This window comes from Oscillospiraceae bacterium, from assembly GCA_015068525.1.
Lineage (GTDB): Bacteria > Bacillota > Clostridia > UMGS1840 > HGM11507 > SIG450.
Genome location: SVKJ01000005.1, coordinates 1 through 15,624 on the forward strand (window position 1 = coordinate 1; position 15,624 = coordinate 15,624).

16 protein-coding genes are annotated in these 15,624 nt (G+C 28.8%); 10 read left to right on the forward strand and 6 right to left on the reverse strand.

The window, feature by feature from the left end; all coding sequences use genetic code 11:
• From E7419_02530 to E7419_02575, 10 genes are all read left to right on the forward strand, one after another.
• Positions 1-126: hypothetical protein (locus tag E7419_02530; GenBank protein MBE7014067.1), on the forward strand; the 126-nt coding region annotated here is incomplete at its 5' end.
• A gap of 12 nt (positions 127-138) precedes the next feature.
• The gene (locus E7419_02535) at positions 139-771 is read left to right on the forward strand and encodes an ATP phosphoribosyltransferase (protein MBE7014068.1); all 633 of its coding nucleotides are present in this window, start codon (positions 139-141) and stop codon (positions 769-771) included.
• The gene (gene hisD / locus E7419_02540; GenBank protein ID MBE7014069.1) at positions 764-2,038 is read left to right on the forward strand and encodes a histidinol dehydrogenase; all 1,275 of its coding nucleotides are present in this window, start codon (positions 764-766) and stop codon (positions 2,036-2,038) included. The genes E7419_02535 and hisD overlap by 8 nt, the downstream gene beginning before the upstream one ends.
• A 2-nt stretch (positions 2,039-2,040) precedes the next feature.
• Positions 2,041-3,114 carry a histidinol-phosphate transaminase gene (locus E7419_02545; protein ID MBE7014070.1) on the forward strand — a complete coding sequence of 358 codons (1,074 nt, stop codon included), beginning with the start codon at positions 2,041-2,043 and terminating at the stop codon, positions 3,112-3,114.
• Positions 3,101-3,688, forward strand: a complete 588-nt coding sequence (gene hisB, locus E7419_02550) for an imidazoleglycerol-phosphate dehydratase HisB (protein ID MBE7014071.1) — start codon at positions 3,101-3,103, stop codon at positions 3,686-3,688. Before E7419_02545 ends, hisB begins: the two co-directional genes overlap by 14 nt.
• Positions 3,688-4,302, forward strand: a complete 615-nt coding sequence (gene hisH, locus E7419_02555; GenBank protein ID MBE7014072.1) for an imidazole glycerol phosphate synthase subunit HisH — start codon at positions 3,688-3,690, stop codon at positions 4,300-4,302. Before hisB ends, hisH begins: the two co-directional genes overlap by 1 nt.
• 3 nt (positions 4,303-4,305) lie before the next feature.
• A complete protein-coding gene (gene hisA, locus E7419_02560; protein ID MBE7014073.1) occupies positions 4,306-5,022 on the forward strand; it encodes a 1-(5-phosphoribosyl)-5-[(5-phosphoribosylamino)methylideneamino]imidazole-4-carboxamide isomerase in 717 nt (238 codons plus the stop codon).
• Positions 5,019-5,777: an imidazole glycerol phosphate synthase subunit HisF gene (hisF, locus tag E7419_02565; GenBank protein MBE7014074.1), complete on the forward strand. Its 759-nt coding sequence runs from the start codon at positions 5,019-5,021 to the stop codon at positions 5,775-5,777. The genes hisA and hisF overlap by 4 nt, the downstream gene beginning before the upstream one ends.
• A gap of 2 nt (positions 5,778-5,779) precedes the next feature.
• Entirely contained in the window at positions 5,780-6,430 is a 651-nt protein-coding gene (locus E7419_02570; protein MBE7014075.1) for a bifunctional phosphoribosyl-AMP cyclohydrolase/phosphoribosyl-ATP diphosphatase HisIE, read from the forward strand.
• A complete protein-coding gene (locus tag E7419_02575; protein ID MBE7014076.1) occupies positions 6,427-7,212 on the forward strand; it encodes a histidinol-phosphatase HisJ family protein in 786 nt (261 codons plus the stop codon). Before E7419_02570 ends, E7419_02575 begins: the two co-directional genes overlap by 4 nt.
• A 684-nt stretch (positions 7,213-7,896) precedes the next feature.
• Here E7419_02575 and E7419_02580 read toward each other — a convergent pair.
• The 6 genes from E7419_02580 to dnaX are packed head-to-tail and all read right to left on the reverse strand — an operon-like array spanning position 7,897 to position 15,600.
• Positions 7,897-10,803 (reverse strand): S-layer homology domain-containing protein, encoded by a 2,907-nt coding sequence (locus tag E7419_02580; GenBank protein MBE7014077.1) that lies wholly within the window; start codon positions 10,801-10,803, stop codon positions 7,897-7,899.
• Positions 10,804-10,847: 44 nt separating this feature from the next.
• Positions 10,848-11,843, reverse strand: a complete 996-nt coding sequence (locus tag E7419_02585) for a DNA replication protein DnaC (protein ID MBE7014078.1) — start codon at positions 11,841-11,843, stop codon at positions 10,848-10,850.
• 14 nt (positions 11,844-11,857) lie between these two features.
• Positions 11,858-12,802, reverse strand: coding sequence for a DnaD domain protein (locus E7419_02590; protein MBE7014079.1), 945 nt, complete (start codon positions 12,800-12,802; stop codon positions 11,858-11,860).
• Positions 12,803-12,804: 2 nt separating this feature from the next.
• Positions 12,805-13,404, reverse strand: coding sequence for a recombination protein RecR (gene recR / locus E7419_02595; protein ID MBE7014080.1), 600 nt, complete (start codon positions 13,402-13,404; stop codon positions 12,805-12,807).
• A gap of 12 nt (positions 13,405-13,416) precedes the next feature.
• The gene (locus E7419_02600) at positions 13,417-13,767 is read right to left on the reverse strand and encodes a YbaB/EbfC family nucleoid-associated protein (GenBank protein ID MBE7014081.1); all 351 of its coding nucleotides are present in this window, start codon (positions 13,765-13,767) and stop codon (positions 13,417-13,419) included.
• A gap of 12 nt (positions 13,768-13,779) precedes the next feature.
• A complete protein-coding gene (dnaX, locus tag E7419_02605; GenBank protein ID MBE7014082.1) occupies positions 13,780-15,600 on the reverse strand; it encodes a DNA polymerase III subunit gamma/tau in 1,821 nt (606 codons plus the stop codon).
• Positions 15,601-15,624: the final 24 nt, after the last annotated feature.

Here is a 15,624-nt window from a genome sequence, read left to right on the forward strand (position 1 = left end):
TTTATAAATGGTGTACCTGAGGGAGTTTTATCAGGTGGCCAATATGATAAACTTATGAACAAAATGGGTAAAAAATCTAATGCAATTGGATTTGCAGTATATCTTGATGTTTTAGACAGGATTTAAGGAGAATTTAATATGTTAAATATTGCTTTGCCTAAAGGTCGATTAGGCGAGAAAGTATATTCAATGTTTGAACAGTCGGGATATGATTGCCCGTCTATAAAAGAAAACAACCGTAAGCTTATATTTGAAAACAATGAATTGAAATTAAGATTTTTCTGGGTTAAACCGTCAGATGTTGCCATATATGTTGAACGTGGTGCTGCGGATATAGGTGTTGCCGGTAAGGATATTTTACTTGAATATACCCCTGATATATATGAACTTTTAGATTTAAAAATCGGTAAATGTAAAATGGCAGTTGCCGCTAAAAAAGATTTTTCTTACGAAGATAAAAAAACTATACGTGTTGCTACAAAGTTTAAAAATATTGCTAAATCTTTTTATTCAAAAAAAGGAATGGATATTGACATAATTCATCTTAATGGTTCGATAGAAATTGCACCTATTCTTGACTTGTCCGATGTTATTGTTGATATTGTTGAAACAGGTACAACTCTTAAAGAAAATGATTTATGTGTTGTTGAGGACATTATTCCGATTAGTGCAAGACTTATTGCAAATAAGGCAAATTTTAAATTCAAAAATGAAATAATAGAAAAAATAACCGCTTCCTTAAAATCTCTTACGGAGGAAAAAAATGATTAAAATATTAGAATATAACAAAGTATCCAAAAATGAAATATTTTCCAGAACTACTGATACTGTTGACGTGTCACAAATTGTAACTGATATTATTAATAATGTTAAAGAAAACAAAGATAAGGCTTTATTCTACTACTGCGAAAAGTTTGATAAAGCAAAATTATCTTCTTTAGAAGTTACAAAAGAAGAAATTGAAGAAGGTTATAATAATGTTTCTAAAGATTTTATAGATGTACTTAAAAAAGCAGCAAAGAATATTACTAAATTCCATTCAAAACAGGTAAGAAACGGTTTTATTATAAATGATGAAGATGGTATTGTGATGGGGCAAAAAATTATTCCTGTTGACAGCGCAGGCTTATATGTTCCGGGTGGAACTGCAGCTTATCCATCTACTGTTTTAATGGATTCAATTCCTGCTAAAATTGCAGGATGCAAAGAGGTTGTTATGGTAACACCTCCTGATTTAAATGGTAAAATAAACCCTGTTATACTTGCTGCTGCTAAAATTGCAGGGGTTGACAGGATATTTAAAGTAGGTGGAGCACAAGCTATTGCCGCTCTTGCATATGGTACAGAAACAATACCAAAAGTTGATAAAATAGTGGGACCGGGTAATGCTTATGTTGCCGAAGCTAAAAAACAGGTTTTTGGTATGGTATCAATCGATATGATTGCAGGGCCAAGCGAAATTTTAGTAATTGCAGATAAAAACAGTAATCCATCTTATGTTGCAGCAGACCTTTTATCTCAGGCAGAACATGATAAACTTGCCAATGCTGTTTTAATAACCGATTCAACAGAACTTGCAAAAAAAGTTCAGGAAGAAATTGAAAAACAACTTACATTTCTTACAAGGGAAGAAATTGCAAGAGAATCAATAGAAAATTATGGTAAAATCATAGTTTGCAATGATTTAGCATCTGCAATTGAATTATCAAATGAGATTGCTCCTGAACATCTTGAGTTATGCGTTGATAATCCTTTTGATTATCTTGATAAAATACGTCATGCAGGCTCAATTTTTATGGGAAGATATTGTCCTGAAGCATTAGGTGACTATTATTCAGGCGCTAATCATACTTTACCTACAAGTGGTACTGCTAAATTTTCAAGTCCGCTTTCAGTTGACGATTTTATTAAGAAAACACAATATACATACTATACTAAAGATGCACTTAGCAGGGTATATAAAGATATATCTTTGTTTGCACAAAAAGAAGGTCTTACTGCTCATGGTAAAAGTGCTTTAATAAGATTTGAGGAATAAAAATGAGTAAATTTTTAAGTAAAAGATTTGAAACACTTTCTCCGTATGTTCCGGGAGAACAGCCGAAAATTAACAATCTTATAAAATTAAATACAAATGAATCTCCGTTTAAACCATCAAAAAAAGCGAGTAAGTTTGCAAAAAAAGAACTCGACAAATTAAATTTATATTCAGATCCTGAATGTTCTTTTCTTGTAAAAAAACTATCTGAAGTACTTGGTGTTAAGGATGAGAATGTTATTGTTACGAACGGTTCGGATGAAATATTAAATTTTGCTTTTATGGCTTATTGTGATAGCAAAACTTCGGTTGTGTTTCCTGATATTACTTACGGATTTTATAAAGTTTTTGCAAAACTAAATGGAATAGATTTTTTAGAAATTCCATTAAAAGAAGATTTTTCAATTGATATAAAAGATTATTTTAATTTATCTAAAACTATTTTTATTGCTAATCCTAATGCGCCGACAGGTTTATATCTTACACTTGAAAAAATTGAAGAAATATTAAAAAACAATAAGGATAATATTGTTGTAATAGACGAAGCATATATTGACTTTGGTAATGAAAGTTCAATTAAACTTATAGATTATTATGATAATCTGCTTGTTACAGGTACATTTTCTAAATCAAGGTCTATGGCGGGTGCAAGGCTTGGTTTTGGTGTGGCAAGTAAAAAAATAATTGAAGATTTAAATATGATAAGATATTCGACTAACCCCTATAATATTAATCGAATGACGATGGCAGCAGGATATGGTGTTTTATGTGACGAGAAATACACAAAAAAGAATATTGAAATTATCTGCGAAAACAGGGAATATCTTAAAAATCAATTAGCTGATTTAGGTTTTTCTTTTCCTGATTCAACTGCTAATTTTATATTTGCAAAGCATAATGCTATAAGTGGAGAAACTCTTTATAACGAACTAAGAAAAAGAAATATACTTGTAAGGCATTTTAAAGATGAAAGAATTAGAGATTATTTAAGAATAACAATCGGAACGAAAAAAGAAATGCAAATTCTTGTTTGTAATATTAAAAAAATCCTGGAGGAGCAAAATGAGAACAAGTGAAATTATAAGAAATACAAATGAAACAAAAATTTCATTAAACTTAAATTTAGATGGTACCGGAATAAGCAACATCGATACAGGATGCGGTTTTTTAGATCATATGTTAACACTGTTTGCAAGTCATGGTAAATTTGACCTTACCATAAAATGCGATGGAGATACTTATGTTGATTATCACCATACAGTAGAAGATGTCGGAATTTGCTTAGGTGAAGCATTTAATGAAGCATTATCTGATAAAAAAGGAATATTAAGATATGGATATATGATACTTCCTATGGACGAAAGTCTTATTCTTTCTGCAGTTGATTTATCTGGACGTGCATATTTAGGATATGGACTTTCTATTCCTTCTTTAAGAATTGGTACTTTTGATACTGAACTTGTTGAAGAATTTTTCTTGGGATTTGTAAGGTGTGCAAAATGTACATTGCATATTTCACAGCTCGATGGTAAAAACTCTCATCATATTATTGAGGGCGCTTTTAAATCAGTTGCAAGAAGTTTAAGAAAAGCAGTTTGTTTGAGTAAAAAATATCGTGATGAAATTCCTTCAACGAAAGGGGTTTTATAATGATAGTTATAATTGACTATGGTGTCGGAAATTTATTTTCACTTAAAAGTTCTCTTGATTCAATCGGGGCAGAAACTGTAATTTCGGGCGATATAGATGTTATAAAAAAAGCATCAAAAATTATTCTTCCCGGAGTTGGGGCATTTTGTGATGCAGTAAAGAAATTAAAAGATTCTTCCTTGTTTGATTTAATAATTGAGGAAGCTAATAACAAAAAGCCGATTCTTGGTATTTGTCTTGGAATGCAAATGCTTTTTGAAAAAAGTTTTGAAAATGGAGAATATGAAGGACTGGGACTTATTAAGGGCGAAGTAAGACCTATAAAAGAAATAATTCCCGAAGATTATAAAGTTCCTCAGATAGGATGGAATTATTTAAAATTTAACAATGAAAAACATCCTTTATTTAAATATATTAAAGAAGAAGATTATGTATATTTTGTTCATTCATATTACGGTGCTTTTTGCGACTCAGTAATTGCATATACTGAATATGGCGCCCCCATTACTGCCGCTGTTGCCAAAGATAATGTAATGGGATGTCAGTTTCATCCTGAAAAAAGCGGTGATGTAGGTCTTAATATTTTAAAGGCATTTTGTGAATGGGAGGTATAAAAAGTGAACATTTTTCCTGCAATAGATTTATATGATAAAAAAGCAGTTCGCTTATATAAAGGCGATTATAATAATATGACAGTTTATAGTGATAATCCTTTATCCATTGCAAAAGATTTCGAAAACGAGGGCGCAAAATTCGTTCATATTGTAGATTTAGAAGGCGCAAAGGACGGAAATACACCAAATATTGGAATTATAACTGATATAGCAAAAAATACAGATTTATTTATTGAAGTAGGTGGGGGAATAAGAAGTATTTCAGTTATTGATAAATATATTTCTTCGGGTGTTAACAGAGTGATACTTGGAACTTCAGCAGTATGTGATGAAGAGTTATTAAAAAATGCAGTTTCAAAATATAAAGAAAAAATTGCTGTTGGAATAGATATTAAAGACGGTTTTGTGGCAATAAAAGGCTGGACCGAAAAATCTCAGTATACTATAGATGTGTTTATAGAAAAAATGATTAATTTTGGTGTAACTACATTTATTTGCACAGATATTTCTAAAGATGGAGCAATGCAAGGGACTAATTTAGAACTGTATAAAGATTTATCTTTAAAATATAATGCGAATATTATTGCTTCGGGTGGTGTATCATCAATTGATGATATTAAAAAACTATCTGAACTTGATATATACGGAGCAATCATTGGTAAAGCATACTACTTAAAAGCAATTTCACTAAGAGAAGCAATTGAGGTGGCAGCAAAATGATTACAAAAAGAATTATTCCTTGCTTAGATGTTCGTGACGGGCGTGTTGTAAAAGGTGTTAATTTTGAAGGAATTTCAGACGTTTCTTCGCCAATAGAACTTGCAAAGTATTACAGTAAATCTGGTGCTGATGAACTTGTTTTTTATGATATAACTGCATCTTTTGAGGGCCGAAAACTTTTTACTGATATTTTAAAAGAAGTTGCAAGAAATATTTTTATTCCTTTAACCGTAGGTGGAGGTATAAATACTATTGATGATTTTGACAGGGTTTTAAAGTGTGGCGCTGACAAAGTCAGTGTAAATTCGGGTGCGATAAAAAATCCTGATCTTATTAAAGAGGCAGCTAAAAAATATGGGAGTCAGTGTGTTGTTATATCTGCTGATATAAAACGAGTTGATGGAAATTTTAAAGTTTTCGCTAAAGGCGGAAGAGAAAATACAGGACTTGACGGAATAGAATGGATAAAAAAATGTGTTGACTTTGGGGCAGGGGAAGTAGTTGTAAATTCAATAGATACGGATGGCGTTAAACAAGGATTTGATTTAGAACTTTTGGATAAAGTATGTAATAATGTTTCGGTTCCTGTTATTGCATCAGGAGGTGCCGGAAAGGTTTCTCACTTTACAGAACTTTTTCATAATGTACCTAAAGTTGATGCCGGTCTTGCTGCTTCAATTTTCCATTTTAAAGAAGTAGATATTAAAAATTTAAAAGAAGAACTTAGACGAAATAATATAGATGTGAGGTTATAAAAATGATAAATATAGATAATTTAAAGTTTGACGAAAAAGGGCTTATTCCTGCCATAGTAGTTGATGAAGTAACAAAAAAAGTACTTACATTAGCGTATATGAACAAAGAAAGTCTTAAAATATCAATGGAGAAAAAATTAACTTGTTTTTATTCCCGTTCAAGAAATGAATTATGGTTAAAAGGCGAAACAAGTGGGAATTATCAACATATTGTATCTATTACTGCAGATTGCGATAATGATGCTTTAGTTGTTGTTGTAAACAAAGATGGTCCTGCGTGCCATTTGGGAAATGACAGTTGTTTTGAAAATGAAATTTATAAAAATGAAGAATTATCAGATTTCTCTTTAACCAGTCTTCTTGAACTTTTAAAATCCAGAAAGGCAGAAAAAAAAGAAGGCTCTTATACAACCTATCTTTTTGAAAAAGGAATTGATAAAATATTAAAAAAAATTGGAGAAGAATCTACTGAAGTAATCATTGCAGGAAAAGCAAATGATAAAAAAGAAACTATCTATGAAATAGCGGACCTTGCATATCACGTTATGGTTCTTATGGTAGAAATGGGCATTTCTTATGAAGATATTCACAAAGAACTCGCGTCCAGACATATTATCGACCATAAAGTTAAACAGGAGAAAATGACAAAATGATTTTACAGGATTTTCATATTCACAGTACAGCATCTGACGGGAAAAATATGTTGGAAGATATTGTGAAAGCGGGAATAGATCTAAAACTTCAAAAAATAGGTTTTTCTGACCATAGTTATACCGAATTTGATTTAAGTTATTGTGTACCTTTGGATAGATTGCAGGAATACAAAGAGGAAGTAAAAAGACTTAAAAGTAAATATAAAAGTAAAATTGATATTTATCTTGGTATTGAAATGGACTATTATTCCGATATCTCCAAAGATGATTTTGATTATATAATCGGTTCTTGTCATTATGTGTATAAAGATAATAAATACTTATCAATTGATTATAAAAAAGAATATACAATAAATTTAGTAAAAGAATATTATCATAATGACTATTTGTTATTTGCTGAGGATTATTATAACAATATGGCTGATATTGTAAATAAAACAGGCGCAGATATTATAGGGCATTTTGATTTAATAACAAAATATAATGAAAATAATGAGTTGTTTGATATGAGAGGGGAAAAATACCTCTCTATTGCACGAAATGCTATCGATAAGTTAATTTCCTATAATAAGCCTTTTGAACTTAATACAGGGGCAATTTCAAAAGGATACCGCACAAATGCTTATCCTGACTTACCACTTCTTGAGTATATATATAAAAGGGGAGGAAAGGTAATTTTATCAAGTGACAGCCATAGTAAAGATAATTTATGTTATAAATTTGATGAATATGAAAATTTAATTAAAAAAATAGGTTTTAAAGATTATTTATTTAAGATTTAAAACTTAAGTAATCTTTTAAAATAGAAATATTGTGTGAACGCCACCATTGTTAAAAAAATAACAATGGTGGCGTTTGCTATATATAAACATTAATTTTTTAGATAGTAGTATTGCTTATTGTGTTCGTTTACGGTAAAAAAAGAAAGAAAGTAAAATACAGGGCAGTATGATAACAACATAAAATATTATTTTATATAATAATTGAATGATTAAAAATGTTTAATTATATAAAAACTGATTTAAATAAAAAACAATTAAATCAGCAATTACATCTAATAAAAGGAAATAAAAAATCTGTTTTAAATTTTTTCTTAAATACCAATGGTTATTAAAAATTTTTTTATTTAAATTTTTTAATATTAAATTGTTACACATAAGTTAAAATTTATTTTAATTATATAAATATTAAATAAATTTTATCACTAAATTTTTAGATTTAATTTTATATCATAATAATATGTTATGAAAGGAAAGAATTATTTTTAGTACTATATTAAATGATTTATCTATATTATTTCAAAGGGAATTGTGTTTTCTTTAATATAAATTTTTATACAAAATAAAAATTTTGTATAAAAATATTAAAATGAAAAAATAGATTTAATATTAATATTAGAATATATTAAAAACAGCCTGAATATTATTTTCAGGCTGTTTTTTAAAAATATCAGTTATAGATTACAATTAGTTATTTGTTTTGATAACATAAACTGCTTTTAATGATTCATCAACAATATATGTGAACACATAATCCCATTTATCAGGATGATCTTTATAAGAAAGAATTGTTCCTAATACATTATTATCTTCACCTGAACCTTTAGTTGCAGTAATTTCATTTGAACTATTGATTGTGAAGAACATTGTTGACGATGATGCTGTTAAGTTAATTACATCTGGCTTATCATATACATTATCACTATCTAAATCATTATTAAATCCATTTTCGCCAGGAATTAATTCAGTTATTTCAAGTCCTGTTTCTGAAATGCTATAAGGTGTAGCAAAGATATACGCATATATGCCGTCTATTAATGAAATTGATCTATCGGGATCATAATAGGTGTAAGATGAACTTAACATAACTTTTCTAAGTGGATACTCAGAAGTTGTAGTTAATTTTTCCTTATCTGTATTTGTGTGACCTGTAATAAGCTGTGGTGCATTTCCTGCTTTTGCTTCGCTTATATCAAGATAAACATATACATTTTCATTAATATCGCCATTTGTTTCTTTACCAAATCTAATTACATCACCTATATCAACATTTGCAATATAAGATTTATTTGCTACAGGACAATATGCAGTCGCTTCATTTCCGTTCTGGAAGTTGATTAATGTTAACTGAGTTTTTAATTCATCACTTACTAAAACATCTTTCATGTCTTTTACAATATATGTAGGTGTTGAATAGTTAACATCTTTTTCAACATTAGGTTCATAAGCAATAACAATATTAGCAGCTCCTGATTCACTTTCACCGATTACTAAAACGTCATAAGTAAAGTTGTTTTTAAAGTTTGAATATGTACGTTTTGCATAATCATTTGCTGAGAATCTGTCATTAGGTACTTCAAATACAATTGTTTTAGAATCAACTAATTTGTTTCCACTATCTAAACTAAAATATTTATTTGTAGAATTATATTTTGCTTCGCCATCATTATCCTGATAAATAATATTCATAGATTTATCAGTAGCAGAATTAACTGTTATAATTTCAATGATTTTACCCTGATTATTAAGTACATATTTAATTGGCTGTGCATATGTGTAATTTGCAGCATCAGAATTATAACCAACAGTTGTTGCACCGTTTATTAATGCAGTCATAACGTCTTGCATATCTGTTGTAGGAGTTCCGTCAACAGTTACTCTTTGATAAAAGTCGTATAATACAGATGAACCTGAAGTATAATCAAATAGTCTGATATTTGCTTCATTTCCGTCACCTGATGTTTTTATACCTGCATTTATTACATAACCGTATTTATATGTATTACCTGTAGAAAATTCAGCATAAGCAATACTGTCAAAAGCATCTATATAAAATGTACCGCTTGCGTTATAAACAATTTTATTTCCTAAATCTGTTCCCTGAATAAATGGAGATATAGTATATTGTTTAGAATCTAAAACAACATAATCTGTACCTTCTTCAGTAATTTTACCGGTTTTTTTAGTATCTGAAACTAAAATTCCAATATTCTGAATACCTGCTTGTAATGTTGGTATAGTTTGTTTTACTGAAATAATATTTCCTTTTTTGATACCTGATAATGTTAAATTACTTGTTCCCTTTTTAATTGAAACTACATAATCTAATTTGTCATCAACAGGAACTTTAATTGAAGAAACATTTGTGTCCCCTACTGTATTATCAACATATACTAAGTATTCTGATGTATCAACAGATTTTACAAGATAGTTTTTATAACTTTCAATTTCAACATAATCATATCCTGAACCTGAGTCAATTATTTTTATTGAACCGATTGTTGGAATATGTAAGTTGTTAGAAAACAAATCATTTTTTGCGATATTTTTTCCGTTATACATATAAACCGCATTATCACTTAATTTATAATTTATTGTTCTACCGGTAGTTTCATTTGTAACAGAAATATTTGCGGCATTAAAAATATTTACGTCTTTTGGAGCAATAACTACTTCATTAAGTTCAGATTTAGACATAAAATGTTGAATAACCTGGTTAACATTATATTCATCATATTTAACATACGCAATTACAGATAAACCAACCATATCTTTAATTTCTTCGAAATTACCTACTTTATAGTCTTTAACAATTCCGCCAGATGTAATTTCGATTTTATCTTCAGGAAGTTGGCTTTCGTTGTTATCAAGTCTGGTAGTTGAATTTGCTGTTACCATACCTGTAACTTTTGAAATTTTCATATAATCAGTAAGTAAATTGTGACCTTGATTTATATAATAAGATTCTTCACCATTTTTCTTTTCCATTAAGTCAACTTCAAGTGCATTATAAAGAATTTGTGCTATGATTTTTCTTGGTGCAGGCTGAGTTTGTGCCATTTCTGCATTTTTAATAAGTCCTAAATCTCTGCCTTGTGTTACATAACCTTCAGGCCATCCACCTTTATCTATAGCAACACTTTCGTAACCAAGCATTGCAACAACCATTTTAACTGCCTGTTCAAAAGTAACAGGTGCTTCAGGTCCAAAAGTTCCGTCACCAAAACCTTTAATTATACCCATATTACTTGCTGTTTTAATATCATATACTGCCCAATGATTATTTGCAACGTCAGTATAACCTGAGTCAGCAACTTCTGTGCCTGTTATACTTAAGTTTAATAATCTCATAAGTAAAGATGTTAATTCAGCTCTTGTAACCTCTTTGTCAGGTTTGAACTGTCCGTCTTCGTAGCCTTTAATAATTCCAAGTGATGATAAAACGTCAATTGCTTCGCCGTTGTTGTTATCTTCTGCTACATCTGGAAAATTAAGTGCAAAAACCTGCATCGAGAAGAATAGGCTTACGCATAATAGAATTGATAAGAATTTTTTTGTTTTTTTCATATTGATCCTCCTTTGTATGTAAGTCATATTTATATGATATCATATAATACAGTATTATTCAATATATTTTTTTATTGATTATTTAGAAAATTTTTCATTCTTAAATCTTCACCAATAAATTCTAAAATATCAAATTCTCCTATAAATCTTGAAAACAATCTTTCGCTGTAAATATCTTTTAGTTCAATTATAGACAGATTTGTTGATATTATGGTTTTTTTGTTATTTACAATTCTGGAATTAATCAGTTCAAAAATCGCAGTCAGTGTGTATGATGTTTTGAATTCTGTACCAAAATCATCTATTATAAGCAAATCAATATCATAAATATCCCTAACAATATTAATTGTATCGTAAATGGCATTTTCTCTGTTAAATTTATATTCTTCTAATATTTCACATAATTTAGCAGAAGACTGATAAAGAACATTCTTTCCTTTATCAAGCATTTTTTTTGCTATACAACTTGAAAGATAAGTCTTTCCTACTCCTGTGCTTCCGGTAAATAAAAGAGATTTTGTGCTTATATTATCAAAATTATCTATAAATTTTTTAACAAAAGATAATATTTTTTTCATATTTTCTTTTGGTGAAATATCATTTTTAGAAGATATTTTATCAGAATATATATCAAGGTTAAAATGCTCAAAATTCTGTTCGTCTATCATATAAGAAAGACGTGATTCTTTTTTTGCAATTTCATTTAAAATCTTAATTAAACAATCACATTGTTTATTATTTATATATCCTGTATCTTTACAATCCGGACAATCATATATAGATTCAAGATAGTTTTCATTATATCCGTTATCTTTAAGAATTTTTTTTCTTTCGAGTTCACATTGCTTAATTTTTTCTTTAATTTCTTCAGTTTGTTCTTTAGAATATGTACTTGAATTTTTCATATAACCATTAAATAAAGACAAGGTTTTGTTTTTTACTTCTAAATACTGGGGTAATTTATTTGTAATTTCTTCTCTTCTTTTTTCAAGTAAATATTGATTTTTTTCTCTTTTGTTTTCTAAAACGGTTTTTGCCATTTGGTATATTTTACTATTGTATGGCATTAAAACACCTCTTTTTAACTATTTTGTTTTTTTCTTAAAGCAGATAAAACATCAGAAGAATCATACTCTCTTTCTGTAAAGTTATTTAATTCATTCTTCTTTTTGGTTTTATTTATTTTGACTTCTGTATTTTCGTTTGTAAGTATTGAATTCATATATGGAAAAGATAATTTTCCAGTATTTAAAATAGTTGATTCAAAAGCTTTTTTAATTTCATCAAGAGTTTTATTTTTATTATAGTACCAATCGTCAATATATTTGATTTCTACATCAAAAAAATCACGTGATAGTTTAAACATAAGTTTAAGGTTACGGTAAAGATTTTCATCTTTAATGTTTTCATTTGAAATATATTTTTCGCAACTTTCATAACTTGTTAATCCCAGTTCTTTCCAGTTGATAGCAATTTTTGATATATAATTGAAATTTTTTATATTTTTTGAAATAGAATATTCTATTGCACAAATCAAAACATCATATGGTACTTTATGTGAATTGAGAATTTCATAAATATCAAGCATATCATTCTGAGTTAGTTCTTTACCATATATATCTTCTATAAAACTTATTTTCTTTTTTAATTCTTCATCAAGTTTTATATTATTTACCTTGTCTTTTATTTCGCTTTTTGATTCCCCTAAAGATAATTTTGAATAATTTTTATAAAATTCTCCAAGATTTACAAGTTCAAAATCAGAAGTTTCTTTATTTAAAACCATTAAATTATTTTCTTTAAGTTCGTTATAACAATATGTAATATCCTTTTTTGTTAAGGAAAGTTTTTTTGCAATTTCTGTTTCATTTATTTCCACTTCGCCAAGCGTACAAAGATATGTAAGATATAAATAAACTTTAATAGTTTCAGGAGAAAGTTTCTGAAAATGGTTTTCAAAAAAATCAAAAGGAAGCTTTAAAAATGATATAGATTTACTTTTTCCAAGTTTAATTTTTGTCTGCATTTTTAAACCTTTCTCCTTCCTTCATAAGCGTTAAGAAGAGTCCCTTCATCTGCATATTCGATATCAGAACCAACAGGTAATCCATTAGCCAGTCGTGTAATATTATTGCAGAAATTTCCTAAAAGTTTTGCAATATACATTGCTGTTGTTTCCCCTTCTACATTAAGATTGGTTGCAAGGATTATTTCTTCGACATCTCCTTTTGCAACCCTGTCAACAAGTTCCTTAATCTTTATATCATCAGGACCTATTTCGTTAAGAGGGCTGATAACACCATGTAAAACATGATATACGCCTTTAAATTCATTTAAGTTTTCCATTGCAATAACATCTTTTGGATTTTCAACAACACAAATTACATTTTGATTTCTTTTAGGATCGTGGCATATATCACATATTGTTTTATCAGTTACATTAAAACATTTTTCGCAAAAATTAACTTTTTCTTTAACACAAAGTAATGCATCGGAAAAGTTTTTAACATAAGAATAATCTTTTGATAAAATGTAAAAAGCAAGTCTTTGTGCTGATTTCTTCCCCACTCCGGGTAATTTATTGAATTCATCAATAAGTTTTGCAAGCGGTGCTACAAAATAATTCATATTTCCCCCAAATTAGAATAAACCGCCCAAATTTCCCATTCCGCCGGTTAATCTGCCTAATTTTTCTGTTTTTTCTTTTTCAACTTTTTTTACTGCTTCGTTAAATGCACTCATTATAAGGTCTTCTAACATCTCAACATCATCAGGATCAACAACATCAGGGTTAATTGAAATTTTTGTTATCTGGTTATTTCCGTTGATTGTTAAGTTTACTGCTCCTCCGCCTGTTGAAATATCATAGGTGGCTTCTTCAATTTCCTGCTGTGCTTTAATTAAGTTTTCTTGCATTTTTTGTGCTTGTTTTATCATATTATTCATATTTCCTCCGGGCATTCCACCCATTGGGAATCTTCCTTTTGCCATAGTAATTCACTCCTAATCTTCTAAATTAAATATAATTTGATTTTGTTCTGCAAGTTTGAATAAATCGTCAATAGGGTCTTCGTTTTTTACATCTTCTTTAACAAGTGTAAGACCTTGAAACTTAACAGAAACGTTAATATTATATGTATCGAATATTGCCTCTTTTATTATAATATCATATTTATTATTACTTGCAATATCCAATTTTGTTTTATTATCAAAAATAAATATTAAACCTGTTTTGTCAACTGTAATTTTAGTTGATAACATTATATTATCAAAAGCAATATCTTTTTTTGATATATTAACACTAAAATCTTTAAAGTTAAGTTTAATATATGATAAAATATCATTGTTGTTATTTTCTTCTGCAGGTTCTTTGATTTCTTCTTTTATCGTTTCTTTTTCTTCTTCAAGTGTTATTTTTTGAGGCTCGTCTGTAATATTTACATCTTCATAATCTGGGAAAGAAAAATCAGGAATAGAATAACCTTCTATACTGTTTTCATCTTCCTCATACTCTGAAGAAAAATTATATTCTTCCTCTACATCATTTTCAGTATTTTTAATATCCTCAAAGATAAAGCCATCGTCTTTATCATTTTCCATAGTTATACCGGTTTCTTTTATTTCAACCTCTTCGGTTTTTATTTCAGGTTGAATGACAAAACTATTTGAAGTTAGTTTTTTAATTTTTTCTTCAAGAACAGAAATTCTTTCCAGTAAAGAATTTATATCCGTGTCCGTATTTTTAGAAGCAATTTTTAAAAGAACAGTTTCAAATGATAGTTTTGGAGATGCAGAGTATTTTGCAATATTCTGGCCTTCAAATAATATTTCTATTATTTTAAGTATTCTTGGCAACGTAAGTTTTTCGCATTGTGATTTATACCTATCTAAAACTTCTTGTTCATTGTTTATTATAAGAGAGTAATCATCAGATGTTTTAATCATCATAAGATCTCTGAAATAATCAATAACATCTGTATAAAGCCTTAAGGTATCAATCCCCATGTTTATACCGCTATCAAGCATTTTAAGCGCTTCTCCTAATTTTTCATCTATAATCAAATCACAAAAATCTGATAAAAATTCGGGATCGGAAGCACCAATTATATTTGCAACATTTTTATAGTCTATTTTAGATATACCAAGAGCAAGACATTGATCTAACTTACTAAGACCATCTCTTAAAGAGCCATCTGCCGCTTTAGCAATAAGTTTAACTGCGGACTCAGTTACATCAATATTATCAGCCTCTGCAACTTTTCTTATACGCATTGCTGTATCGTTATATGTAATTCTCTTAAAATCGAATTTCTGGCAACGGGAAATTATAGTTGCAGGTATTTTATGAAATTCAGTTGTTGCTAAAATAAAAATAACATAATGAGGAGGTTCTTCTAAAGTTTTTAAAAGTGCATTAAATGCTTCAGTTGTAAGCATATGAACTTCGTCTATAATATAAACTTTATATTTTGCATTTGCAGGAGGATAAACTACTTCATCTCTTATATTTCTTATATCGTCAACTTTATTGTTTGATGCACCGTCAATTTCAATAACATCAAAAATACTGTTATTTAAAATACCTTTACATGTATCACATTCGTTACAGGGATTTCCGTTTACAGGGTTTTCGCAATTAACTGCTCTTGAAAAAATTTTAGCAGTAGAAGTTTTCCCTGTTCCTCTTGAACCGCAAAATAAATAGGCATGAGCAATTTTCTTATTATTTATTTGATTTTTTAATGTTTCTACAATATGGTCCTGACCGACAACATCTTCAAAAACAGACGGTCTCCATTTCCTGTATAAAGCCTGATATGCCATATTTACCTCCCATATGAGTATATT